Source organism: Polaribacter sp. R77954 (assembly GCF_044595335.1).
Lineage (GTDB): Bacteria > Bacteroidota > Bacteroidia > Flavobacteriales > Flavobacteriaceae > Polaribacter.
The window spans coordinates 1,439,515-1,464,212 of the sequence record NZ_CP138992.1; the positions used below are offsets into that span (position 1 = coordinate 1,439,515).

General features: G+C 29.4%; 18 protein-coding genes and 1 other RNA gene. 3 read left to right on the plus strand and 16 right to left on the minus strand.

The window, feature by feature from the left end:
• Window positions 1-58: 58 nt before the first annotated feature.
• The 3 genes from SJY27_RS06305 to SJY27_RS06315 form a co-directional block, all read right to left on the minus strand.
• Window positions 59-1,285, minus strand: coding sequence for a mechanosensitive ion channel family protein (locus tag SJY27_RS06305; protein WP_397447407.1), 1,227 nt, complete (start codon window positions 1,283-1,285; stop codon window positions 59-61).
• Between the two features lie 63 nt (window positions 1,286-1,348).
• Complete coding sequence (locus tag SJY27_RS06310; protein WP_397447408.1) at window positions 1,349-1,573, minus strand: DUF3820 family protein; 225 nt, start codon at window positions 1,571-1,573, stop codon at window positions 1,349-1,351.
• Window positions 1,574-1,644: 71 nt separating this feature from the next.
• A complete protein-coding gene (locus SJY27_RS06315; protein ID WP_397447409.1) occupies window positions 1,645-2,853 on the minus strand; it encodes an NAD(P)-dependent oxidoreductase in 1,209 nt (402 codons plus the stop codon).
• Between the two features lie 299 nt (window positions 2,854-3,152).
• Between SJY27_RS06315 and ssrA the strand changes: the two genes are divergently transcribed.
• Window positions 3,153-3,546, plus strand: a transfer-messenger RNA (tmRNA) gene (gene ssrA, locus SJY27_RS06320).
• 78 nt (window positions 3,547-3,624) lie between these two features.
• Here the strand turns inward: ssrA and SJY27_RS06325 are convergent.
• The 9 genes from SJY27_RS06325 to SJY27_RS06365 all read right to left on the minus strand — a co-directional run bounded on the left by SJY27_RS06325 (window position 3,625) and on the right by SJY27_RS06365 (window position 17,142).
• The gene (locus SJY27_RS06325) at window positions 3,625-4,248 is read right to left on the minus strand and encodes an HAD family hydrolase (RefSeq protein ID WP_397447410.1); all 624 of its coding nucleotides are present in this window, start codon (window positions 4,246-4,248) and stop codon (window positions 3,625-3,627) included.
• Between the two features lie 239 nt (window positions 4,249-4,487).
• Entirely contained in the window at window positions 4,488-6,482 is a 1,995-nt protein-coding gene (locus SJY27_RS06330; protein WP_397447411.1) for an LruC domain-containing protein, read from the minus strand.
• A gap of 477 nt (window positions 6,483-6,959) precedes the next feature.
• Window positions 6,960-7,790 carry a GLPGLI family protein gene (locus tag SJY27_RS06335; protein ID WP_397447412.1) on the minus strand — a complete coding sequence of 277 codons (831 nt, stop codon included), beginning with the start codon at window positions 7,788-7,790 and terminating at the stop codon, window positions 6,960-6,962.
• A 187-nt stretch (window positions 7,791-7,977) separates the two neighbouring features.
• Window positions 7,978-9,399, minus strand: a complete 1,422-nt coding sequence (locus SJY27_RS06340; protein WP_397447413.1) for a TolC family protein — start codon at window positions 9,397-9,399, stop codon at window positions 7,978-7,980.
• Window positions 9,400-9,409: 10 nt separating this feature from the next.
• Window positions 9,410-10,084, minus strand: a complete 675-nt coding sequence (locus tag SJY27_RS06345; protein WP_397447414.1) for an ABC transporter ATP-binding protein — start codon at window positions 10,082-10,084, stop codon at window positions 9,410-9,412.
• A gap of 24 nt (window positions 10,085-10,108) precedes the next feature.
• Window positions 10,109-12,508, minus strand: coding sequence for an ABC transporter permease (locus SJY27_RS06350; protein WP_397447415.1), 2,400 nt, complete (start codon window positions 12,506-12,508; stop codon window positions 10,109-10,111).
• 63 nt (window positions 12,509-12,571) lie between these two features.
• Window positions 12,572-15,016 (minus strand): FtsX-like permease family protein, encoded by a 2,445-nt coding sequence (locus tag SJY27_RS06355; protein WP_397447416.1) that lies wholly within the window; start codon window positions 15,014-15,016, stop codon window positions 12,572-12,574.
• Window positions 15,017-15,050: 34 nt separating this feature from the next.
• Window positions 15,051-15,728 carry an ABC transporter ATP-binding protein gene (locus SJY27_RS06360; RefSeq protein ID WP_397447417.1) on the minus strand — a complete coding sequence of 226 codons (678 nt, stop codon included), beginning with the start codon at window positions 15,726-15,728 and terminating at the stop codon, window positions 15,051-15,053.
• A 163-nt stretch (window positions 15,729-15,891) separates the two neighbouring features.
• Complete coding sequence (locus SJY27_RS06365; RefSeq protein ID WP_397447418.1) at window positions 15,892-17,142, minus strand: efflux RND transporter periplasmic adaptor subunit; 1,251 nt, start codon at window positions 17,140-17,142, stop codon at window positions 15,892-15,894.
• Between the two features lie 206 nt (window positions 17,143-17,348).
• Here SJY27_RS06365 and SJY27_RS06370 point away from each other — a divergent pair, with 206 nt between their 5' ends.
• Window positions 17,349-18,686, plus strand: a complete 1,338-nt coding sequence (locus SJY27_RS06370) for a sigma-54-dependent transcriptional regulator (RefSeq protein ID WP_397447419.1) — start codon at window positions 17,349-17,351, stop codon at window positions 18,684-18,686.
• A complete protein-coding gene (locus SJY27_RS06375) occupies window positions 18,676-20,019 on the plus strand; it encodes a sensor histidine kinase (protein WP_397447420.1) in 1,344 nt (447 codons plus the stop codon). The genes SJY27_RS06370 and SJY27_RS06375 overlap by 11 nt, the downstream gene beginning before the upstream one ends.
• Window positions 20,020-20,030: 11 nt before the next feature.
• Here the strand turns inward: SJY27_RS06375 and SJY27_RS06380 are convergent, their stop codons facing one another.
• Genes SJY27_RS06380 through SJY27_RS06395 form a run of 4 tightly spaced genes read right to left on the minus strand, consistent with a single transcriptional unit; the run spans window position 20,031 to window position 24,677 of the window.
• The gene (locus tag SJY27_RS06380; protein ID WP_397447421.1) at window positions 20,031-20,642 is read right to left on the minus strand and encodes an FHA domain-containing protein; all 612 of its coding nucleotides are present in this window, start codon (window positions 20,640-20,642) and stop codon (window positions 20,031-20,033) included.
• A complete protein-coding gene (locus tag SJY27_RS06385; protein WP_397447422.1) occupies window positions 20,643-21,260 on the minus strand; it encodes a 4Fe-4S single cluster domain-containing protein in 618 nt (205 codons plus the stop codon).
• The gene (locus tag SJY27_RS06390; protein WP_397447423.1) at window positions 21,257-23,119 is read right to left on the minus strand and encodes an AAA family ATPase; all 1,863 of its coding nucleotides are present in this window, start codon (window positions 23,117-23,119) and stop codon (window positions 21,257-21,259) included. The genes SJY27_RS06385 and SJY27_RS06390 overlap by 4 nt, the downstream gene beginning before the upstream one ends.
• 13 nt (window positions 23,120-23,132) lie before the next feature.
• The gene (locus SJY27_RS06395; RefSeq protein WP_397447424.1) at window positions 23,133-24,677 is read right to left on the minus strand and encodes a hypothetical protein; all 1,545 of its coding nucleotides are present in this window, start codon (window positions 24,675-24,677) and stop codon (window positions 23,133-23,135) included.
• Between the last annotated feature and the right edge of the window lie 21 nt (window positions 24,678-24,698).

Consider the following 24,698-nt stretch of genomic DNA (forward strand, 5'->3'; position numbering starts at 1 on the left):
TTGGATTATTTTTATACCTTTTACTATTACTCTTTAAGAATATAAAATTTGTTAAAAATTAGCCTCCTATTTTAAAATCGCCAATACTAAAACCAGGTTTTTTATAATCTTTAGGTTTGTTTTCTGGTGGTACAGTTAAGTCATTACCATCTCTAACAGCATTGTAATGTGGCGATAAAATTTCGATTCCGGCATTATGCAACTCGTTTTTTATGCTTTCGTGTAAATAAGAATAAATAACGGCCGATTTCTCTGGATGCTTGGTATGACAATTAATTTCGTAATTGATGTAAAAATCATCCAAGCTTTTTACCAACACAAAAGGTTCTGGTTTTTGTAAAATCATTTGCGTGTTTTTAGCACCTTTTACCAAAGCTTGTATTACCTCGCCACTTGGCACATCATAACCAATGGTTACAGAAGTATGTAAAATAACACCAACTTCTTCAGCCGCATTTTTACTAAAATTAATAATATGATTACCTAAAATGGTAGAATTTGGCACAGTTACATCTAAATTTTTAATGGTTTTAACTCTTGTTACCAATAAGCTTCTTTCTGTAACATCGCCAATGGTATTGCCAATTTCTACACGATCGCCAACCTTAAATGGCCTCATATAGGTGATAACAACGCCTGCCACAATATTAGAAATTGCTGCTGTAGATCCTAAAGAAAATAACACTCCGAAAAATAGTGAAACGCCTTTAAAGGCATCAGAACCAGAACCAGGTATATATGGAAAACAGATAATGGCTGCAAATGCGATGATTACAATACGAACTAAATTAAAGGTAGGTTTTGCCCAATCTGCGTGAAAACCGTCTAAACGTACTGATTCTCTTTCTAGTTCTCCAGTTAAATATTTTAAAAATTTAAGCAGGTATTTTGTAATAAAAATAATTACTAAAATAAAAAAGAACCCAGGCAAAAAGTCTAAAAAACCACCTATTAAAAATTGAACTGGTTGCATAACATACTCAAAAACAGTATCTGCAATTTCTTTAGTTTCTGGTATAAAACTAAAAACAAATGGTAAATAAATGACCAAAAAGAAAATACCAATGGTAATTCTTAACGTTCTTGTGGCAAATTTTAAAATGTGTTTTTCTCTTCTTGGCGTAATAAATTTAAAGAGTTTGGCAACTTCTTTATTTTTGAATAAAACATTGCGATCTAACTTGTCTAATTTAGCTTGAAGTCGTTTAAATATTTTTTTTAAGATGAAGAAAAACAGGAAAATGCCAACAACTGCAAACCCAAAATAGACATACTTTAACACCATAATTTACTCGAATAATTTGTTAGATTGAAAGTAAATATATGCTTTTTTTAGAAAGTCGTTATTTTACAAATAGTCTTTTTGAATTTTTCGTACCATATCTTCTAAGCCATTGAGTTGAAGTTCATAAACCAACTCCATTTGCTTGCCTAATTTTCCGTTAGGAAAACCTTTATTTTTATACCAAACGATGTAATATTCAGGTAAATCTATCAAAAACCTGCCTTTAAATTTACCAAAAGGCATTTTTGCTTTGGCTAAATCTAATAAAAATTGATGATTATGCTCCATTAACAACTAACAACTAACAACTAACAACTAACAACTAACAACTAACAACTAACAACTAACAACTAACAAAACTATTCTTTACCATCAACATAATCTTGCAAATAGGCAAAACGCTCTGTCAACTTTCCGTTTTCGGTCATTTTTGCTCTTGCTAAGACTCCGTCTTTATCATTATTAAAAAAAGCAGGAATCACATTTTCTAAAAACATAGCTCCAAAACCTTCGCTGGCATCTTTTGGTAATTCGCAAGGTAAATTATCTACAGCCATTACTACTATTGCATTTTCATCATTAAAATCGACTTCAGATTCTGTTTCTGGGTCATAACCATAAATAGGATCTGCAATTGTGGAAGGACGAATGGTTGAGGCTACAGGGCCATCAATATCGCAAGAAATATCTGCTACAAATTTTATTTTAAAATCAGGATGTTTGGCATCTTCTCTAGTGAATAAATAAGGAGAACCATCACCAAAAAAATGACCCGCAATAAAAAAGTCGGTTACTTTGGCAAATCTCATAAAATTAGATTCGTAAGCTGTTGGATTGTTATAAAAATCAAAATTATCTACAACCTTGCCATCTTTACGTTTGTTGTAATCTAAAACATCAGCTAAACAATATACAGTTTCATCAAAATTATTGAACAAATAATCATCTAAAGAAACCTCTTTGATGTGCATAGCATCTAACATTTCTTTAGCTCCACAAGCTACTTTACCATTTCCTGTGAGTAAAATTTTAAAGTTTTTAGGTAAAGTGATTTTGTTGAGTTCTTCAATCAATTCTTGTTGAGCATCTAAAGTTTCGGCTTTTGGTAAACTGAAACTTTTGGTCTTTAAGCCAATGGCTCTAAATCCATTATAAGCACCAACAATACCTGCATAACGTCCGAAACCTATTAAACGCAATCCGTTTTCTTTGGTAATGGTTTCGTGATCGTACAATTCGATATTTTTAGCCAAAACCGCGTTTAATAAATCTCTATTATACCATTGTTTTTTTATGGTATGACTAAAGAAAAAATATTTTTTATCTGGGATTAAAGCATCTATTGGCACTTCTTTTACTCCTAACAAGACATCACAATCTGACATTTGTTCAGTAACTTCTAATCCTACATTTTTATAGGCATTATCAGAAAAAACTCGAATGTCTGAAGTTTCTACTTTTATAGTGGCTTTAGGAAACTGATTTTGAAACTCTTGTAATTTTGAGGGTGAAAAAACAACTCTTCTGTCTGGTGGGTTTTTACGTTCTTTTATGATTCCGAATTTCATTTTAATTGTTTTTTTGATGTGCCTAAGCTACATTAATATGAATGGTATAATATTTGCTCGAAGATATTGGAATTTAAAGAGATTCACAAAGGTATTTTTTTATACTTTTGCAGACCGCGTTAAGGATTGAACGATTTGTTTGAGTTCTTTTATGAAATGATAATGGAATAAAAAACGAGTAGTGAAAGCCTGACTTTATCGCCAAATGCTTTTGGCGCAAAGTAACGCCCAAATTGATATCATTTCTAAAATAATGGTATTGTTCTTTGAAATAGATCCTGAAACAAGTTCAGGAAAATGGGGACGACTGGTTTTGACAGCAAGGTCAGAGAATTTGTAAGCATATCGAGTTATGAAATAACACTCGTTAAACCTAATTTCAACTTTATAAACGGCGAAGATAACTACGCTTTAGCTGCATAATCTGAATTACAGTAAGATTAGCCTCGGCTCACTAGGTGAGCAAGCTTTATGTCCACGAAAAGCCTTGGTTTATGGCGTTTCACTTTTGGGCATCGTAAAAATAAACATAGGAAATGTATGGCTTCGTTATATTTCCGAAATTTAAGAAGTTAAGTGTTTAGTGGATTGTTCTTAATCAGCTTTACATCGAAAACCAAGAAAGAACTAAATATGTAGAAAGCCAATTTGCTGCTTGTTTGGACCCGAGTTCGATTCTCGGCGTCTCCACAAAAAACCCTGTAAACAATTGTTTTACAGGGTTTTGTTTTTTAATAAGTTAAATAAGGTGTCAATTAATTACGTTATTTTTTAATTGTTATCTAATAATTTTACAACATTTAATATTTCAAAATTTTGGACATGATAGGTTTGTATTCCTACTGCTTGTGCTCCCTCAATATTACTTAAAGCGTCGTCAATAAAAAGAGTTTCTTCTGGTTTTAAATTACTATCATTCAAAACAAAATCAAATACTGCTCTATTTGGTTTTCGAATTCCGATTTCATTAGAATAATATGCTTTTTCAAAAATCTGATTAAAGGAGGTTTTATAATCTTCTTTAAACTGGTCTAAATATTTTTTTTGATGTATGCTATTTGTATTACTTAAAAGAAAAAGTGTATATTTTGACTTTAACTCGTATAAAAAATCTACACGATGTTTGGGCATATTCAAAATCATTTTATTCCAAGCATCTTTAATTTGATTGTTATGAATAGGTTGATTTGATAACCCTTTTAATGCATTTAAAAATGATTCTTCTGAAATTTTACCTATTTCAAAATCGTAAAAGAAAGAATGTTCATAATGATGCCCAGTTTTATTGACAATATCTTTAATACCTAACTCTTTTAAAGCTTCTATTGTTTTGGGTACATCTAAACCTAGAATTACCCCACCTAAATCTAGAACAATATTTTTTATCTTTTTCATATTTATTTATTTTTAATACTATAATTCATGATCAAAAGTACACTTACTTCTGTCAGCTTATAATCATCTATTTACTTAAACTTTCTAGTTTTATAAATCTACTTTAAAATTAGTGAATTATTTTAAAACTAAAATAATGATTTCTTAAAAAGAGAAAGATTTTGAAGAAGTTTCTTCAAAATCTTTTTTAATAATTACGATTTAGATTTTAATTATATGTAAGCTACTTTACACATAGATTATTTATCAATAAGCTCTTCATTTCTGTTTCCTACTGAGTCTTTATACCAATCTTTATAATCTGCGCCTCCAGATTCTGCCCAAACCGTAAAGAAGTTATATGCCTCTGTTATGGCTACTTTTTCTTTCGGAACTTTAAAATCATGTACTATACTTATTGCCCAAGGATATCCATTATCTGATATATAATTACCATCTGAATCTTTATTTGTACCTCCGAAAGTAGTACTTTTATTACCCAAACTTGTAGGATTCATATAGGGTAAATGTATTTCTTTTTCTCTATCCATATTTACAATTAAAAAAGGATTAAATGGAGCCACACCTAAGTTTGCTGTACTTATTGGCGTTGTAAAACGTATTGAAATAATAGTTTCTGATAAGATATTATCTACATCATCAGCAAGAATAATTACTGCTTTGTCTTGATTTGCTTCTGTACCATTTTGGTTTAGTACAATAAAATCTTTAGATAAAACTGAGCCTGTTACACTTTCTATATCTGAAGGCGATAAACCTTCTATTTCAAAACCAATACCATTGGTAAAACCAGCACCATTTGCTTTAATATTACAAGTAAAATCTAACTGTACTGCTAAGTTATCTGAATTTAATAAAGCAATAGCTTGGTAACTTAATGCTGCATCATTAAAGTCGTAATCTCCAGTAGTTGGCCATAAATCTTCAAAAGAAATGGTACCTTTTCCATATTTACTTGGGGTAAAAAACTCGAAAGCAACGTCTGGATTATCAGGATAAGCATCATCTTGATCTAAAATACCATCACCATCTGTGTCTATTTGACTTACTGTTTCTGGAAAAACCCTAAAAGTTGTTAAATCATTTATTGTTCTTTTAAAATTTGTATTATTATTGGCACTAATACCATATTGATATTGCCAACCACCTGTTTGTGTATCCATAACTATCAAATTACTGCTAGACCCATTATTAGCAAGCCATAATTCTTGATTCGAGTCAAAAGTCATTGAAGTTGGTTGAAAAGGCAAATTGTCTGCACTTATTCTAGTACTTTGATAAATATCATTGTCATCTAATTCTAATCGATACAATCCTGAAAATGTACACATATATAAAGTTCCATCCTCTGCAAATGCCAAGTCACCACCAGCAATATTATCAAGCCCAACTATTTTCCAAGTATTTAAATTAGCTCCAGTACTAGGATCAAAAGTGTAAAGTTTATCTTTAGTAGAAAAATAAAGCAATTCATCATTTGCATTATATTCTAATCTAGGACCACCTATACCTAAATTTGCAACAGTTTCCCAAGTATCTTGTTCTATTGAATATTTCATTAACGGAAAAGGACTAGATTTACCAATTGAATATAAAGCTTTGTTTTCTTGATCTATTGCGCACGTAAAACTACCCATTGGCATCTGAGATAAATCTGTAAGATCACCTGTTAAAGGATCTACTTGAAACAATTGTGCTGAACCATTTACACAATATAAATAATCGATTGCATTTTTAGATGCGCTTGATTTTACTATTTTTTTTGCTTCTGTTGCATTAAAATTAACTTCTTGATTTACAATATCTTTTATGTGAGCTGTAAACTGCAAACTTTCGTTTCTACGAATATATACTTGATTGTAAAATTTTGGTAAATTAATAGTTTGCTGTAAAACACCATTTTTGGCTACACCAGAAAATATTAATTTTTCTAAAAGATCTGATTTGTATAAAGTTTCTGTAACAGTTTCTCCATATTCGTTTTCAAAAGTTTCAGTACCTGCATCATATAATTCATCTGAGAATGCGTAAATGTCATACTTTGCATAGTTACCATTATCTACAATGTTAATTTTAACATCATGATAGGTGCTAAAGTCAAATCCATCTGGAATTGATAATACAGTTTCAGGATTTTCTACAACAGTAACATCTTCAGGATCTGGAAAACTACAACCACTTAAAACTAATAAAATAAAGGTAACCCTTAAAAAGGAGTTTAGCGAAGGTTTCATATTTTGGGGGTTTTTGCGAGCTATATTCATGGTAATTTACAAAATATTGGGTTACTATTAACTTTTTTCTTCAAAAAAATGCTTTACAAACATCTTTTAGTATTGTTTATTCTTAAATTTTAAACAAATGTAAACGTATTTAAAAGCAGTAAAATTTAAAACGGATGATGTAATTTTTACTGTCGACAAAGGGAACAAAACTAATGTTGAATGCCAAAAAAGTTTGCAATGGAGACTCTAGAAAAGTAGATCTATATGTTATTTTGAGCGAAGTCGAAAAATATAACTATTTGATAATCATAAATTAATATTTTTCCATGACAGTCGAAATGACAGGGATTTTATACTTTTTAGACAACCTGTTTAATAAAGCTGTAAATACCTGTTCAAAACAGTTAATCACAAAGAATTACGTATCATAAAAAAAACCCAATTAGCACAATACTAATTGGGTTTTTTATGATCTGTTTTATTTTTTTAACGACCTCTTCTTCTACTCATTCTATTATTTCGCATTTCTAACATTTTTTCTTGTACAATGGCTACGTAATCATCTTTTGTGGTTTCTGTACCTTTTTCTGGTGCTACTATTTTTATTTTCTCTTGCGGATTTAACACCAATTCTGTGCATAATAAAGTAGTATTACCTGCACTTACTTCTAAAATTAACCCTGGTAAACCCCAAAATTCGGCTGGTCCTTGAGCAACAGGAATTTGTGGAGTGTACCAAGCTTCAACTACTGTTAAGTTTTCTTCAGGTTTTTGATTATCTACATTAGCATCTTCATCTTTTTTTCTTAAATCGCTCCAAGAAAAACTAAACCATTTTAACTCTGTTGTAGGGACAAAAGCTTTGGCTTTATAACAAGTATAGTTTCCAATTTTTTTGGTTTCTGTTCCCATTTTCCAATCTATTTTATATAAATCATCTTTTACTAAAAAACGCTTTCCATAAAACTCTTGGCTTTGTGCTAATTTTGTGTCTTTTATATTTTTATATTGGTCTCCTCTAGAAAAATAACCTCCCCAAGAATCTGTTGCACCAGAAATAGCATCAATCTTTTCTTCTTCTAAAAACATAGATTCTTGCATATTAAATGTCAAAGTATAGGTTTTTTCTAATCTATTTTTTAAACGAGCTGCCACCTGTTTCTTTTGCTCTTCGCTCATTCTTGCACCCCAACTTCCTAAATTCATTTTAGATTTAGACATATATATGGCTTTACCTTGAAAATTTTGAGCCTTTGCAGTATTTGGTATGTAAATTATTAATAATAGTAGAAAAATTTTTGATAGTAGAGACTTCATAGTTTGGCTTTTATGTTGTTCAACAAATACACTTAAACATTAAACAATTTATTTAAACCTTAAAAATTTTAACAATATTTTAGGTTTACTTAAAGATAATCAAAGAGTTAAAGCTTTTTAAAACAGAAGATCTTTATCCACCTAAAAATCATAAGAGATTTTAATACTAGGTTGGTTGTAATTGTATTTAATTTAAGGTTTGGCCTCTATAATACTCTAATACTTTTACACGTAAATAATAATCGTATTTGGCAATTGATAAATTGATTTTTGAATTCTCTAGATTATTTTTACTGGTGATGTAGGCTAAGAAATTAGAGACTCCGTTATTAAATCTTGTTTTATTAATATCGAAAGATTTTTGAAAAGCAATTACCTGTTTTGCTAAACTTTGATATCTGGCAAAAGCAGCCTCCATATCAAAATGTATTTGATCTATAGTATTTTTTATTTCTAATTGTGTTTGCTCTAAAGCAATTAAAGATTCTTCTACCCTTACTTTCTCTAAAGCAACATTGTTTTTGGCTCTAAAACCATTAAAAATTGGTACGCTTAATGAAACCCCAACTACCGAATTCAAATTATTGTCTAGTTGATCTAAATAACTAATTTCATTTACTTGAAAAGAAGTTTGATTTGTTTGTACTTGAAAGTTTTGGTTGTTTATGGTTACAAAATCACCAGTTTCTATTAAAGAAGTTCCAATTTCTGCAAATGTTTGTGCTGCACTAGAATAGTTGGTGTTTAATTGGCCAAATAATGATATTTCTGGCATATATTGCGCTTTTGCTACACTAACTCCCTTTTTAGCAGAGGCAACTCTTAATTCACTAGCTTTAAAAGTCGCTAAACTTTGTAAGGCATCATTAAAAACTTGCTCTGATGTCAATTTATATTTCTCTAAACTAAACAATAAACCTGTTGTGCTGATCTCTATATTATTCTTTAAATTTAATAGCGTTCTCAGATTTAATTTTGAATTATTTAATGCGATTCTCGATGACAATATAGTAGTTTCATCAGATGCTTTTTGACCTAATAAATCTGTATAATCTGCAGGATTTTCTCTACCTTCATCATATAAATCTTTTTGAATTTTAAGTTGATTATTGGTAACAACTAAACGTTCCTTATTTAAGGTAAGTAAATCTTTACTGTTTAGTACTTGCAAATAAGCAAGTGTTACGTTTAAGATTAAGTTTTGTTTTTCTTGCTCTACTTCAAAATTTGATGCTTGGGAATTTAGTTTTTGTTGTTTTAGCGTGTTTAACAAACTAAAACCGTTAAAAATAGTTGCATTTAAACTTAAATTAGCACTAGAAAATGTTAATTGTTGATTGATAAAATCATTTGTAAAAGGATCAATACTTCTACCATTATTAACACCAATATTATAACTTCCATTTAAATTGGGTAATAAATCTGCTTTAGATTGATTGTAGTTGATTTTTGCTGATTTCTCTGAGTTTTTAGCGGATTTTAAACTTAAATTATTCTTTAAAGCAATATTGATACATTCCTCTAAAGTGTAGGTTTTTATTGCTGTGCTTTGAGAAAATGTAAAAAAAGAAGACATTAAAATCATTGAAAAAAGGAAAAATTTAATCATTTTATATGTTTTAAGATTTAACAATTTTACCATCCAATAAATTCACAATTCTAGAACCATAAGAAGCATTTTCTTCTGAATGTGTTGCTTGGATTATAGTTACACCTTCTTTGTTTAATTGTGCAAAAAGTGCCATAATTTCTTTACTTTGGTTCGAGTTTAAATTTCCTGTAGGCTCATCTGCTAAAATTAATTTTGGGCTACCAATTAAAGCCCTTGCAACACCTACTAATTGTTGCTGACCTCCACTTAATTGCTCTGGAAATAAATTCTTTTTACCAACAATATTAAATCTGTCTAACATATCAGCCACTAAAGCTTTGCGCTCTGACGATTTTACCTTTTTGTACAATAAAGGGGTTTCTATATTTTCTTCTACTGTTAATTCATCAATTAAATGATACGCCTGAAACACAAAACCTATATATTCTTTGTAGAGTTTTACTCTGTTTTTTTCTCTCATTTTTACAACAGATTCATTTAAAAAATGATATGCTCCACTTGTAAAACCATCTAACATTCCAATACAATTCAACAAAGTAGATTTCCCTGAACCTGATGGTCCCATTAAGGAAATGAATTCTCCTTCTTCAACTTGTAAATCAATAGTATCTAATAATTTAAATGTATTGCCTCCAGATTTTATAATTTTTGAGGCTTTTTTTATATCTATTAATGATGTCATCATGTTATATTTATGATTATTTTTTTATTCCGTTTTTAAAGAATTTACAGGGTTTGCTATTGCAGATTTTATTGCCTGATAACTTACTGTAATTAAAGTGATTAATAATGCTCCAGAAGATGCAATTACAAAAACTATCCAAGAAATATTGGTTCTATAGGTAAATTTTTCTAACCATTCACTCATCATTAAATACGCAATTGGCGAACCAATAATTAAAGAAATAACCACTAGTTTCAAGAAATCTTTAGATAATAACATCCATAGTTGACTTACAGATGCTCCCAAAGTTTTACGCACTCCAATTTCTTTTGTACGCTGTTCTGCTACAAAAGATGCCAAGCCAAACAAACCTAAACAACTGATAAAAATTGCTAGTAAAGTGAACACTTTAGATAGGTTTGCTATTCTTTCTTCAGACCTAAATTTTTGTCCATATTGCTCATCTACAAACTGATAAATAAAAGGTAAGCTTGGAAAATTAGCTTTAAATGTGTTTTCTATAATCGCTAAATTATCTGCAACACTTTTGGTCGGATTCATTTTTAAATTATAATAGCTTTCGTTTCCATTTTTATCAAAAACATACATGGATGGTTTTATTGGTGAATAAGGAGATTGTACAAGAATATCATCGATAATACCAATAATCTTTAAAGGTTCATTTGGATCTTCATCATCAGAATCTCTAATATATTTTCCTATGGGGTTTTTGATTCCCATATATTCTACAGCTGTTTTATTTAAAATTACAGCAGTAGAATCAGAAGCAAAATCTCTAGAAAAACCTCTACCCTCAATAATTTTCAACCCTAAAGTCTCTACAAAATTATAAGAAACGGTTGTATAGGCAAATTCCTCTTGAAATTCAGGGTCTTTTCCATCCCATTTAAAACCGCTCCAATTGGACCAAACATCTGTCATTGGGCTGCTTGTACCTGCCATTTCTGTAACTGTACCAGAGGCTATAAATTGGTTTCTCATTATATCTAGTTTCCCATTAAATTCAGAGGTCATTACAGGTATTTGTATCAAACCTTCTTTATTGTAACCTGTTGGTCTGTTTTTAGCAAAATCAATTTGATTTATCACAATCATAGTTCCAATGATTAACGCTATAGATACTGTAAATTGAGTAATTACTAATATTTTTCTTGGCAATGCTGCATATTTTCCTGTTTTAAAAGTTCCTTTTAAAACTGTTACAGGATTAAAAGACGATAAGTAAAGTGCTGGATAACTGCCAGCTAAAAATGAAACAATTACAATAAAAATGATAGAAACTCCCCAAAACTGAGCATCAAACCAAGGAAAAAGTATTCTTTTACTGGCTAAATCATTAAAACCATTTAAGAACAATAACACTAAACCAATAGAAAGTACAAATGATAATAATACAATTAAAAACGATTCACTTAAAAACTGTGAAATTAACTGACTTCTTTTTGAACCAATCGATTTACGGATTCCTACTTCAATGGCTCTTTTTTCTGACCTTGCAGTGCTTAAGTTCACAAAATTGATACACGCCAAAAGCAATACAAAAGCACCAATAATTCCAAATAGCCAAACGTTTTCAATTCTACCTCCTACTTGCTTTCCTTGTTCAAATTTATTACGCAAATACCAATCTTTCATTGGGAATAAAAACATCTGCGGATTAAACTGTGCTTCTTCTGGAGAAGCTTTCTTTTTAACATCAATAATTTTTGCAGTAACAGCCTCCATGGTTGTGTTTTCATTAATTTGGGCAAAAAGCTGAAAAGAGTTATTTCCCCAGTTTGTTTTAGCATTTTGAATCCAAGGTCTTGAAGCCACATAATAATCCCAAGAAACAATAAAATCTAAATTAGAAAAACTATTGTTATTGGCTATATTTTTATAAACAGCACTTACAGTTAAATTGTTTGTGTTATTAATTTTTACAATTTTGCCTATCGGATTTTCGTCTTTAAACAATTTTTTTGCAGTAGTTTCAGAAATCATAATTGATTTTTGGTCATCTATTCCGTTTTTAATTCCAGTAATAATTTGCAAACTCAGCATATCTGGCGCTCCTTTTTGCATAAAATTCCCCTCAAAATTTAAATTGATTTCTCTATATTTTAAATATCTAGGTTGTGTCCAAGAAGACATTATTAAATGTTTAAAATTGTCTTCGTAATCTTTTCTGATAGCAAATTCTAAAGGCCTAGGAATTGCTTCCGAAGTTTCCGTATTTCCATTATAAGTTTCGGTTTGTAAAACTTGTGCAATTGTATCTTGATTTTCAAAATGATTATTAAAATTGATTTCATCATGAATCCACAAACCAATCATAATAGTTGCAGTAATACCAATAGCCAAACCAGCAATATTAATTAAAGAATACACCTTGTTCTTAATTAAATTTCTCCAGGCAATTTTTATATAATTTTTAAACATATTTTTTTCTTTTTTGGTTTATGATTATTTATGCTGAAAGAAGTTCAGCATTGCTTAATTAATCTATTCTGATCGTAAAGAATTCACAGGATTTGCATTGGCTGCTTGCAATGTTTTGGCACTAATAATAATTAAGGCAAAAACAATCATTGCAAATGCACTCACTACAAATACCCAAAAGCTAATACTGGTTTTATATGCAAAATTCTGCAACCAATTATATGTTCCATACCAAGCAATTGGTGCTGCAATTGCAAAAGCAATGGCTACCAATATTAAAAACTCTTTGCATAAAAGTGTATTAATTTGAAATAATGAAGCTCCCAAAACTTTACGAACACCAATTTCTTTTACACGTCTGTTTGTGGTATAAATAACCAAGCCTAACAAACCTAAACAACTAATTAAAATGGACAGACCTGTTGCCCAGTTTAATAATGTTGAAACTTTTTGTTCTCTTTTGTAGAATTTAGCAATGGTTTCATCAAAAAAATCTAAACGCATATTTGTATTTGGATAAACTTCTTTATACACATTTTCAATTTTTGCAAGACTATTTTTTAAGTTTTCTGGAGCATCGTTTTGTAAAGAAATATGAACCGCTTGAAAATAAGACCATCTTGGTCTAAACCAATCTCCACGAAAAGCCATTGGTTTAATATCAGATCTTAATGAGCGTTGATGAAAATCTTTCATAACCCCAACAATTAGCAGACTTTCATCATCATACAACAACGATTCTCCAACAGCTTCTTCAGGTGAGTTGAATTTATAGAATTTTAATGCAGTCTCGTTAATTACCAATTCTTTTACGGTATCATTTCTTTGCGTTCTGCCTGCAAGCAATTCAATTTCAAAAAGATTTAAAAACTCAGTATCTCCAGCCAACCATTGAATTTCTCCAAACACCTCTTTACCATCAACCATTCTACTCATATCTGTAGAATTAATACTTGTTGATGCTGGAGGAGCACCACCTAAACTGAGTACTTTTATATTTGGAATTGATGCTAATTTTTCTCTGTATAATTTAATTTTCTCGTACGAATCTTCGCCTAAAGGTTTATAGACAGAAACAATTGCGTCTTTTTTGAATCCCATATCTTTATTCAGTAAAAAATTAATTTGTTTCCCTACTAAAAGTGTAGCAATGATAAAAACCTGAGCAATTGTAAACTGAAATACCGTTAAAAACTTTCTTAATCTTACCTTTTTATCTCCAACACCCAAATGATTTTTTAACACAGAAATTGTATTGAATTTTGACAAAATCATTGCTGGATAAAATCCGGATAAAAAAGTAACTAAAACTAAAAGTAGAATTACTCCAATAATAATAAAAGGTACTTTAAATAATTCGAAGCTTAATCCTGCAGGAACAAAATCTGAAAAGACATTTAGCAACCATTTTGAAAGTAGTAATGAAAAAGTTGCAGATATGAATACTAATATAAAAGTTTCGCCTAAAAACTGCCCAATCAATTGCTTTCTTGAGCTTCCTAATGTTTTACGAATTCCTATTTCTTTAGCTCTTTGTGCTGCTTGAGCCGTATTTAAATTGATAAAATTGATACAACCTAAAAGCAGCAAAAAGATGGCAACAAATACTAAATTTTTTAAAAGTGGTTTACTTGCTCTTCCAGCTGACCAATTGTATAAACCATAATTATCATTAAAGTGTAAATCTGTTAATGGTTGTAGTTTAAAAATTCGTTCTTCACCATATTTAATATCCTCTTCAGTTGCGTGTTCTGTTGCAATATCTTTAAGTTTACTTTGTATGGAAGCAATATTGGCATTAGAATTCAACTTTACAAATAACTGTGAATTAGAATTGGTATTGTTCCAGTTTTTTCCAATTATATTTCCTCTCAATCGAGTTTGCAACAAAGTTGGATGTGAAATGAATTCTTGAAAAACAAAATCGGTTCTTCCTTTAAAGTTCTCAACTATACCTGTAACCTTTGCGTTTATAGAATCATTATAAATTAACGTTTTTCCTATAATATCAGAGACATTTGTATTCGGGAAATATTGTGATGCTCGTTCTTCTGTTAAAATTACTTCATTAGGATTGCTTAATGTATTATTTGCATCTCCAGCAATAAAGGTATAATCAAAAATATTAAAGAAATTTTGATCTGCATAAATGATAAATTTTGGTAATTTAAACTTTAGATTTTTCACTCTATTTTCAACCAACATTGGTCTTTCAACATAAAACTCACTAACTACATCAAAATTAGAATCCTCTTCAATGGCACCTTTTAACGCTAACGTTACTCCAGAATTATAAAACGTTCCTTGAGGCAATTTAAAATCGGTAACTACTCTGTAAATTCGGTCTCCATTTTTATGAAAATCATCAAAAGTATACTCATAATACACCATTAAACCAATTACAAAAGACGCGCTAAAACCTATAGTTAAACCAATAACATTGATGAATGAAAACACTTTGTGTTTTAGAATATTTCTGAACGCTATTTTTATATAATTTTTAAACATTTGCTTGGTTTTAAATAATTTTTTATGATTTTTACTAGACTAAAATGTTTTCGGTTACTTTTTGCCCATCTAACATTCTAATAATTCTATGACTGTATTTGGCATCGTGTTCACTGTGCGTAACCATAATAATTGTAGTTCCAGCTTCATTTAAATCGATTAATAAATCCATAACTTCATTACCATTTGCGCTATCTAAATTTCCTGTTGGTTCATCTGCTAAAATTAATTTCGGATTGTTTACAACCGCTCTTGCAACTGCAACTCTTTGTTGCTGACCACCAGATAATTGTTGAGGAAAATGATTACGTCTGTGCATAATTTGCATTTTCTCTAACACTTCTTCTACTCGTTTTTTTCTTTCTGCTGATTTTACTCCTGTGTAGATTAATGGTAATTCAACGTTTTCAAAAACGGTTAATTCATCAATCAAATTAAAACTCTGAAAAACGAAACCTACATTGTGTTTTCTTAACTGCGCACGTTTTCTTTCATTATAGCCAGCAACTTCTTCTCCATTGAATTTAAAACTCCCAGCATCAGGATCATCTAACAATCCTAAAATGTTTAATAATGTTGATTTCCCACATCCAGAAGGCCCCATTATTGCTACGAATTCTCCTTTTTTCACTTCAAAAGACAACTTGTTTAATGCGATAGTTTGTACTTCTTCTGTTTTGTAATATTTCTCTAAATCTTTAATTTCTATCATTATTTTTGGCTTTATACCTTTAGCTTTTCGCTATTGGCTTTGTTTTTTTAATTGTAAATTATTTATTAATTTTCTTTTCTTAATTCTGTAATTTTTATCTGACTTCTAAGTTCTATTTTCTTTCTTCCAACTTCCCACCCATCTTCCATCTCCCAACTCCAAACTACTTCAAAACAATTTGTTCTATTTTGTTGAAGGAATCATAGCTAGAAGTGATGACTTTATCGCCTTCATTTAATCCGCTAATCACTTCGTAATATTTTGTATTCTGACTTCCTAATTGAATATCTACTTTGTACGCTGATGAACCATCTTCACTGATTTTGAAAATCCAATTTCCACCCGTTTTTTGGAAAAATCCACCAACAGGAATTAACATCGCTTCTTTTTCCGCGCTTAAAGCGACTCTAATTTGTAAATTTTGACCTCTTCTAATTCCTTTTGGAACTTCGTTTTCAAAAACCATATCTACTTGAAAACGACCATTGGTTACTTGCGTAAATATTTTTTTTATGACTAAAGTGAATTTCTTATTATTCAGGTTAAAAGTTCCAATCTGTCCTGTGTAAATTCTAGAAATATAATGCTCATCAATATCAACTCTTACTTTATAACCAGTAACCACATCTATTTGTCCTAATCTTTCTCCTTTATTTTTTGATTGCCCAATTTCTGCATCTAAAGAAGTTAATTGTCCATCAATAGGCGCTCTAACCACCAAATCTTCTACTTTTTTACGCATCAACTTTAAAGCACTTTGTGTTCTTTGATATGAGTTTTTTGCTTGCTGAATTTCTTGTTTTGTAGCAATAGAATCTTCTTGTAAAATTTCATTCGTCAGTTTCATTCTTTGCTTTTGGTAATTGTAATTATTTACTGAAGATTCATACTCTTGTCTTCCAATGGCTCCTTTTTCGTACAATTTAGAATTCAAATCGTACAAACGTTTTGCTTCAATTAAATTATTTTCTACATCTGTAAATTGATTCAACCTGTTAATTGTATTCTGTCTTGCAGCATTTTGAGAAATCTGCATTTGCGTTAACAAATTATAAACAGAAGTTTCTTGGTTGATTAAACTTAACTCCAAATCTGTATTTGCTAATTTTAAAATTGGTTCGCCTTTTTTCATAATTGCGCCATCTTCCACAAATTTCTCCTCCACTCTTCCACCCTCAACAGCATCCAAATAAATAGTTGTTATGGGTAAAACAATTCCGCTTACAGGAATATTTTCTTGAAAAACACCATTTTTTACAGTGTTAATTGCAATTCGTTCTTTATTTACAGAAAGTTTTGCACCACCAGAAGTTGCATAAATCACATAAATTATTAAGAATAAGATGAGTGCAATGCCTCCGATTTTTAATAAGGTTGCTGTAGAAAATTTCTTTTTTTCTATTTGAATGTCCATTTTTACTTTTTTATTTCTCTTTCCTTATAGTCAAGATAGTGCCAAAGTCAAAAACAATTGATTATCAATATTTTAAGTTTTTAACTAAAATTAAAAGTGTTCGGTTTTGATACACTTTCTGTTCGATTTTGATACAAGAAAAATCATCTTCATAATTTCTATCTATCATTTTTTAATCTTGCTGATAAAATTGTAATATTGTAACTATGGTTTTGAAAAATGCAAAAATCTTGGTAATTGATGACGATGTTGATGTTTTAACAGCAATTCGTCTTTTGCTAAAACCTTTGGTAGCTGAAATTGTTGTGGAGAAAAACCCGAGTAATATCAATTTTCAAATTGAAAGCAAAAAATTCGATTTGATTATTCTTGATATGAATTTTAATGGATTGGTAAATACTGGAAACGAAGGAATATTTTGGCTGAATAAAATCAAGAAATTTAACCCAAATATTGCTGTGGTTTTAATGACAGCTTATGCAGATATTGATTTGGCTGTTAGAGGTTTAAAAGAAGGTGCTGCCGACTTTTTAATAAAACCTTGGAAAAACGAAAAGATCATTAATACCATTAAAAGTATTTTAAAATCAGAAAAGAAAACCAAAGAAAATTATACTTCAAACAACCTTCCTATTATTGGCAAAAGTGATGTAATGGAAGATGTTTTTGTAAAACTCAAAAAAGTTGGCCCAACAGATGCAAATGTGTTGATTTTAGGCGAAAATGGAACAGGAAAAGATTTAATTGCGAGAGCTTTACACGAAAATTCTAATAGAAATAACAAACCTTTTATAAAAGTTGATGTAGGTTCTTTAACTTCAACTTTATTTGAAAGCGAATTATTTGGCTATAAAAAAGGGGCTTTTACTGGCGCAAATGAAGATAGAAAAGGACGTTTTGAAGCTGCCAATGGAGGGACATTATTTTTAGATGAAATTGGTAATATTTCTTTGGGACAACAAGTTCGTTTATTAACCATTTTACAAAACAGAAAAGTTACTCCTTTGGGTTCTAACGTGCCCATTCCTATTGATATTCGCTTAATTTGTGCAACCAACGAAAACCCAAGTGTTTTAGCAGATGAAAAAAGGTTTCGAAAAGATTTAATTTATAGAATAAATACGTTAGATATTACAGTGCCTCCACTTCGTGAAAGAGGCTCTGACATTTTATTATTGGCAAAATATTTCGTGAATTTATACGAAGAAAAATACAATAAAAATTCCTTCGAATTTGATGCTAGTTTTACAAAAAAACTAAAAAAACATAGCTTTCCTGGTAATGTTAGAGAATTACAATACATTTTAGAAAGAGCTGTAATAATGACTGATGGCAACATTTTAAAGGCTGAAGATTTGGTTTTTTCATCCATAGAAAGTAAGGTTGAAAACAATGCTCCAAAAACCTTAAATTTAGATGATGTTGAAAAAAATACGATTTTGACAGTATTAGAAAAACATAAAGGAAACATCTCTAAATCTGCCAAAGAATTAGGAATTACAAGAGCTGCTTTATACAGAAGATTGGAGAAATATGAATTATAAAGGCTATATTTTAAAACTCTTTCTACGGATTTTTATCTTGATTGGCCTTATTTTCGGTTTAATCTATATTATTGATTTAGAAGAAGTTTTATACATTGTTTTAATTAGTGCTGTATTATTATATAGTATTATAGACATCTACACATTTGTAAAAAGAAGATTTGCTGCTATTGATGATTTTTTTGAAGCCGTAAAATATCGAGATTTTTCACGTTGGTTTCCAGAAGATCGAGGTCCAAAAGACATTCGATTTTTATATACTGGTTTTAATGAAGTAAACAGAACCATTAAAGAAATTAATGTTCAAAATGAAACTCAATATATTTATCTTCAGAAGATTTTAGAAATGATTGATGTAGGTATTATTGCCTATAATCTTGAAACTGGCGATGTTTTATGGTTGAATGATACTTTTAAAGAAATTATTGATTTCCCTTCTTTTAAGAATATTCGTTTTGTAGAAAACAGAAAACCAGAATTGTATACTATCATTTTTGAAACGTACAATAGAGAAGCTAATTCTATTACAATTGCACTTCAAAATGAAAAGTTGAAAGTTTTAATTTCCGATACTATTTTTGAAATTAAAGAAGATTCTTTTAAGTTAGTTGTGCTACAAAATATTGATAACACCCTAAATAAAAATGAGTCTGAAGCTTGGAAAAAACTGTTAAGTGTAATGACGCACGAAATAATGAATTCCATTGCACCAATATCTTCTTTAGCAGATACTTTACAGAGGAACATTGAATTTTCTTTAGAAAATCCGAAGGAAAATAGTTTAGAAGTTGAAGATTTAAATGCAGGAATAAAAACGATTAAAAAAAGAAGTCAAGGTTTATTAAAATTTGCAAAAACATACAGAAGTTTAAGTAAAGTAACTCATTTAAATTTACATAAAATACAAGTTTCTGAACTTTTTAACAATATTGAATTGTTGATGGCGCCCTCTATAAAAGCAAAAAATATTGATATTGAATTTTCTATTTCTTCTAAAAGATTAGAATTAGATATTGATGTTCATTTAATAGAACAAGTATTAATCAACTTAATTTTAAACGCAAAAGATGCTTGCCAAAACCAAGAAAAACCAATTATAAAAGTTACAGCCTCACAAAACCAAAACAGAAATACAATTATAAAAGTTTTTGATAATGGAACAGGAATTCCGAAAGAAATTATGGAAAACATTTTTGTACCATTTTTTACAAGCAAATCTACAGGAAGTGGAATTGGCTTGAGTTTATGTAAACAAATTATGATGTTGCATAAAGGAAAAATTTTAGTGAATAGTAAAGAAAGTGAAGGCACTGTTTTTAGTTTGATCTTCTGAAGTTAAAACAATCAGTTTTTTCGGAGTTTTACATCGCATTCAGAGCAGTAGCCATCATTTTGGTAATTAGTAGAACAATCTGGGCAATAAAATCCTGATTCAATATTTTCGGTATCAGAATTATTCAACATGACCTCTACTTCTGTATTATCAGAATTATCTTGAATCTCTTCATAAACAAAACTAGCCACAAAAACTTCTCTACCTAATTTTATAATATTTTGATCTTCTAACAAAATTTCAGATACTGCCTTTTTACCATTAACAAAAGTTCCGTTTGTTGAATTTAAATCTAATACATAAAAACTATTTTCATTCGACCTAAATTCTATTTGGCAGTGTCTTTTACTGATTACTGGTCTGTTATTTACTTTTATTTCTGATAAGAGTTCTGAACCTTCGAAACCTCTCCCTAAAATTTGAATAGGATTTAAAAAATCTAATGCTATCTTCTCAAAATTTGATTGATAAATTAATTCTATACTTTTTACTGCACCTTTAACAGTTGTATCTGTAGGCGCTGCTTCTTTAAAATCATCTCCCCAACAATTGGGGCATTCTGGATTAGAAATATCAGAAATCGTTACATTTTCTTCACAATTCACACAATAAAGATCCTCCATTTATACAAACTTTTTTTTAATATTTATTTTTTCCAAATCCTTTTCAATTTGTTCTATTTCTCCTTTTTTAGGAATTCCAGTCATTTGAATTTGACCATCTAAACCAACATATAAACCCCAACTTTTATCATTTTCCTCGATATCAGTTTCTACTGGTTTATCATTTATAAAACGATATAATTTTTGATTACTAGAACCCCTTATATTATCATTACTATGATTTTTTTCTTCATAACGCCCTGTCATCAATGTGTTTACATATTTATAAAATAATTGATCTGGGTACAAAGTATCTAACTCGTTTAAATCGTAACCTGTAAAGCAAAAAACATCTAATGTAGTATTCTTTTTAATAAGATGTAAAAAAGTAATTAATTGCTCATATTGCTCAAAAGGTTCTCCTCCAGAAATTGTAATTCCATCATAATCTTCACCTAAACTAACTATTAAATTATAAACATCTAAAACGTTTAATGTTTTGCCTCCAGCAGTATCCCATAAAGTTTTATTGATACAACCTTTGCAACCTAAAGAACATCCTTGTAGCCAAATACCAATTCTTTTACCAGCTCCAAGATTATAAACAGGATATTTTATATTGTTGAGTTGCCAATTCATTCAAAAACTACAGATTTATCAATTACTTTAATCTCAATTTTCTTTTTGTCTAAATTATTTGGAATAAAATTCGCCAAACCATTTTTTATATGCGTTTCTAATCTATTTATGATTCCTCTACCACCCATATCTAAATTATCTGCAACACAATCTTTTAAGAAATCATTCAAAAAAGTTTCATCAAAAATTAACTCAATATCAAATTGATTCTTTAAATTTTTAGTGATTATGTTTAAGTTTTTATTCAGAATTTGTTTGGCAACTTGATTTTTTATAAAACTAAAAACCACAAAATTATCCCCAAATCGATTAAAAATTTCTGGTCTACCTAATTTATTGGTGAAAAATGTTTTTATTTCGGTTTGAATTTTATCAACAATTACATTGTAATCGTCATTAAAATCTACATTCGGTATTTTATTACCATATTCATCTTCTTTATAAATACCTAAATTACTTGTAAAAATAATTAGCGCTTGCGAAAAATAAACCGTTTCTCCTCTACCATCTGTCAATCTTCCATCATCTAAAATTTGAAGAAATTTATCAAATATTTTAGGATGTGCTTTTTCTATTTCATCAAACAAAATAATGCTAAAAGGCTTATTTCTAATGGCATCTGTTAACTGACCACCTTCATCATAACCTACATAACCTGGAGGACTTCCTATTAATTTAACATCTGAATTACTATCATTATACTCACTCATATCAAAGCGAATCATAGCATCTTCATCATTAAAAATTAACTCTGCTAAATTTTTGGCTAAATAGGTTTTTCCTGTTCCTGTTGGGCCTGCAAAAAACAAAACTCCTTTTGGTTTATTAGATGGTTTTTCTTTGTCTATAGCATCCAAGCCTAATTTAGATCTTTGAATAATTTCTATCGATTTTCTAACCGCTTCTTTTTGCCCAATAATGGTTTTATTCAACTTTTCTTCTGCACCAGCAATTACAGCATTTTCAATTTTACTCCAAGGATTATCTTTGATTCCGTATTTAAATAAATCAACTATTTCTTTGATCTCTTTTATGTTTATTTCTTCTTGTTGAGAAATTGTAATTAAATTCTCTAACTCGTGATTTGTAAAATTATCGGTAATATCTGGAAATACTTTACAGATGCTTTTTATATCTTCTCTAACTTCACTCTTCTTCACTTTAGGAAAAAATAAATGCTGCCTTGTTTTTACAAATCGCAAACGCTCTTCTCTATTTGGTTTTTGAATTTCAATACCTTTCGTAAGCGGATTTTCTAACAATAACCATACAGGAATATCGCTTAACTTATCGCAAATAAAAATGATAATATTTCGCTGTCCTGCTTTGTTTTCAAATCGTTTTGCTTCTTGTGCAGCCTTTAGCATTTTTAAGAAAACTGGTTTTACTTCGTCTTCTAAAGAGTTTGGGTTTGAAGTAAACAGCGATGCAAAATTTACAACACAAGCAGAAAGTTTACTGGTATTATTTACAATTTCTCTAAAAAAACTGATAGCATCGTCTAGCTTTTTTGCCTTGGTTCCACTTAAGTAATTAGGTGCTTCTTTTGTTAAATTTAGTGTGCTTATTAAATTATCTTCATTTACATTTTGGTCATTAGAAAGAATGCTTAAACCATCAATAATATCAAAATAAGTAACAACATCAAACTCTTCTTTTAAAAGATACTCTATTAACAAAGATTGAATGTCTGGAAACTTAATATGCCTTAGCTCATTTTCGTCTTGAGTTTCTCTATAGTTTACTGGAAAATAATACGAATCGTACACGTTACCATAAATAAAAAACTGCGATTTTAATGCCTGAAAACGTTTAAACTCTTGCAACCAATTCGGAAAAAAATTATATTTTGTATTCATTTTGTATACTTTTTTAATCTAAATATTTTTTCTTTAAAGCTACTTGCTTTTGCTTATTTGTAGATTTTTCCTGCTTTCCTTTTAAGCGTTCTTTCGTTTTTTTTGTAAACTGCATTAAAGATGCTTCAGAAATGGGTTGCTTACTATTTACGTTTAATTTTAATCCCATTTTACGTAAATCGTTAATTACAATATTAAAATCGTCACAACTCATTTTCATTTCTTGGAGTTTTAAGTTCTTTTCATCAACACTTAACTCTTTTTTATTTTCTGGTATTTGAAAATTATATCTCATTGATCCATCTTCACGAAATATTAAATTCATATAATTTTCTTGTCCTTTTACTTTTAACAGATAATCGTTAGATTTTTCAAAATCAATCACCTTTAAATCATCCATCACTTCATAGCCCATATTAGATAATGTGCTAACCACTTGAGATTTTAAGAACAATCTTTCCCTTTCTAAAACACCCTCTTCTTTAACTCTTTTATTACTTTGTTTTTGTAAAATTTTTAACTCTCTTTTCATATTTACAACATCGGTATCTTTTATGTTATTATGATTTAAAAGCGCACTTAACCGTTTTCCTAATACTTGTTTTTTATCTAACAAACTATTATGAAATGGTTCTGAATTCAAGGTAGATAACAATTTAAAAACTATCTTTTTATTTGTGTTTCTTTTCTCATTAAGCAAAATACTATCGAACAACTCTTTAAAATAATATTCTTCTTTTAAAACTTTACTTTCAAGAAGATTTTCTAATTTATCTCGATAACTTATTTTTGAGGCTGCATCGTTACAATTATCTATTAAAGAGGTAATTTTTTCTTGCCAGTTTTTTACTTCTTCTGCAATTTTTTCTTTTTCATCTTTTAAAGAAATACCGTCAGAAAGATTTATAATTTTATTACTTGCTTTAGTTCTGGCATTATTAATTTGTGCTTCTTTATTTTTTGTATATGCTACTATTTCTGCTTTTTTTGCTTCGTAAATGGCATTAAAACCAAAAGAAAAATCATCACTTTTTTTGGTATATTTTATGTTATCAATTTCTAATATTGTGTTCTCGAACACCCCATTTTTATCCGCTGCAATAGCATTTTTATAATAATCTGAAATCTTCTTTTTAAAATCATTAAATGAAATTTCTGATTGTTCGTTATATTTTAAGTAGGATAAATATTGATCGTAATCGAGTTTTTTTTCATTAAAATCTAATTCAATAGTATCTAATTTATTTTTTTGAGCGTGTAAATCTGTAATTCTTTGTATGATTTCAGCGGAAATAACATCAAATGTTTGTTGATTAAAATTAACTTCATAATTAAAAATTAAGGGTTCTAAAAGTGCATTTAAATCCTTCTTTATTTTTGATAGATCTTCTTGACAATCCAAATTAACATCAAGTGAAGTATCATTAATTAATAAACTTTCTATTTTTTCAATTTGAGCTTTTATTTGCGTTTGCAATTGAAACGCATCATTTAAGCTACCATTAAAAGTATCGATCGAATATCTTTCTGGGGGATTAAAACTTTTTGGTCCACTCATAACTTTTCTTTTTAATTTTAA

Bases quoted from the DNA above. Each gene is read 5' to 3' on its own strand.
- SJY27_RS06390 (WP_397447423.1), bottom strand. From the start codon at position 23,119: ATGAATACAAAATATAATTTTTTTCCGAATTGGTTGCAAGAGTTTAAA.
- SJY27_RS06330 (WP_397447411.1), bottom strand. From the start codon at position 6,482: ATGAAACCTTCGCTAAACTCCTTTTTAAGGGTTACCTTTATTTTATTA.
- SJY27_RS06365 (WP_397447418.1), bottom strand. From the start codon at position 17,142: ATGGACATTCAAATAGAAAAAAAGAAATTTTCTACAGCAACCTTATTA.
- SJY27_RS06370 (WP_397447419.1), top strand. From the start codon at position 17,349: ATGGTTTTGAAAAATGCAAAAATCTTGGTAATTGATGACGATGTTGAT.
- SJY27_RS06340 (WP_397447413.1), bottom strand. From the start codon at position 9,399: ATGATTAAATTTTTCCTTTTTTCAATGATTTTAATGTCTTCTTTTTTT.
- SJY27_RS06375 (WP_397447420.1), top strand. From the start codon at position 18,676: ATGAATTATAAAGGCTATATTTTAAAACTCTTTCTACGGATTTTTATC.
- SJY27_RS06305 (WP_397447407.1), bottom strand. From the start codon at position 1,285: ATGGTGTTAAAGTATGTCTATTTTGGGTTTGCAGTTGTTGGCATTTTC.
- SJY27_RS06325 (WP_397447410.1), bottom strand. From the start codon at position 4,248: ATGAAAAAGATAAAAAATATTGTTCTAGATTTAGGTGGGGTAATTCTA.
- SJY27_RS06360 (WP_397447417.1), bottom strand. From the start codon at position 15,728: ATGATAGAAATTAAAGATTTAGAGAAATATTACAAAACAGAAGAAGTA.
- SJY27_RS06350 (WP_397447415.1), bottom strand. From the start codon at position 12,508: ATGTTTAAAAATTATATAAAAATTGCCTGGAGAAATTTAATTAAGAAC.
- SJY27_RS06380 (WP_397447421.1), bottom strand. From the start codon at position 20,642: ATGGAGGATCTTTATTGTGTGAATTGTGAAGAAAATGTAACGATTTCT.
- SJY27_RS06355 (WP_397447416.1), bottom strand. From the start codon at position 15,016: ATGTTTAAAAATTATATAAAAATAGCGTTCAGAAATATTCTAAAACAC.
- SJY27_RS06395 (WP_397447424.1), bottom strand. From the start codon at position 24,677: ATGAGTGGACCAAAAAGTTTTAATCCCCCAGAAAGATATTCGATCGAT.
- SJY27_RS06345 (WP_397447414.1), bottom strand. From the start codon at position 10,084: ATGACATCATTAATAGATATAAAAAAAGCCTCAAAAATTATAAAATCT.
- SJY27_RS06310 (WP_397447408.1), bottom strand. From the start codon at position 1,573: ATGGAGCATAATCATCAATTTTTATTAGATTTAGCCAAAGCAAAAATG.
- SJY27_RS06335 (WP_397447412.1), bottom strand. From the start codon at position 7,790: ATGAAGTCTCTACTATCAAAAATTTTTCTACTATTATTAATAATTTAC.
- SJY27_RS06315 (WP_397447409.1), bottom strand. From the start codon at position 2,853: ATGAAATTCGGAATCATAAAAGAACGTAAAAACCCACCAGACAGAAGA.
- SJY27_RS06385 (WP_397447422.1), bottom strand. From the start codon at position 21,260: ATGAATTGGCAACTCAACAATATAAAATATCCTGTTTATAATCTTGGA.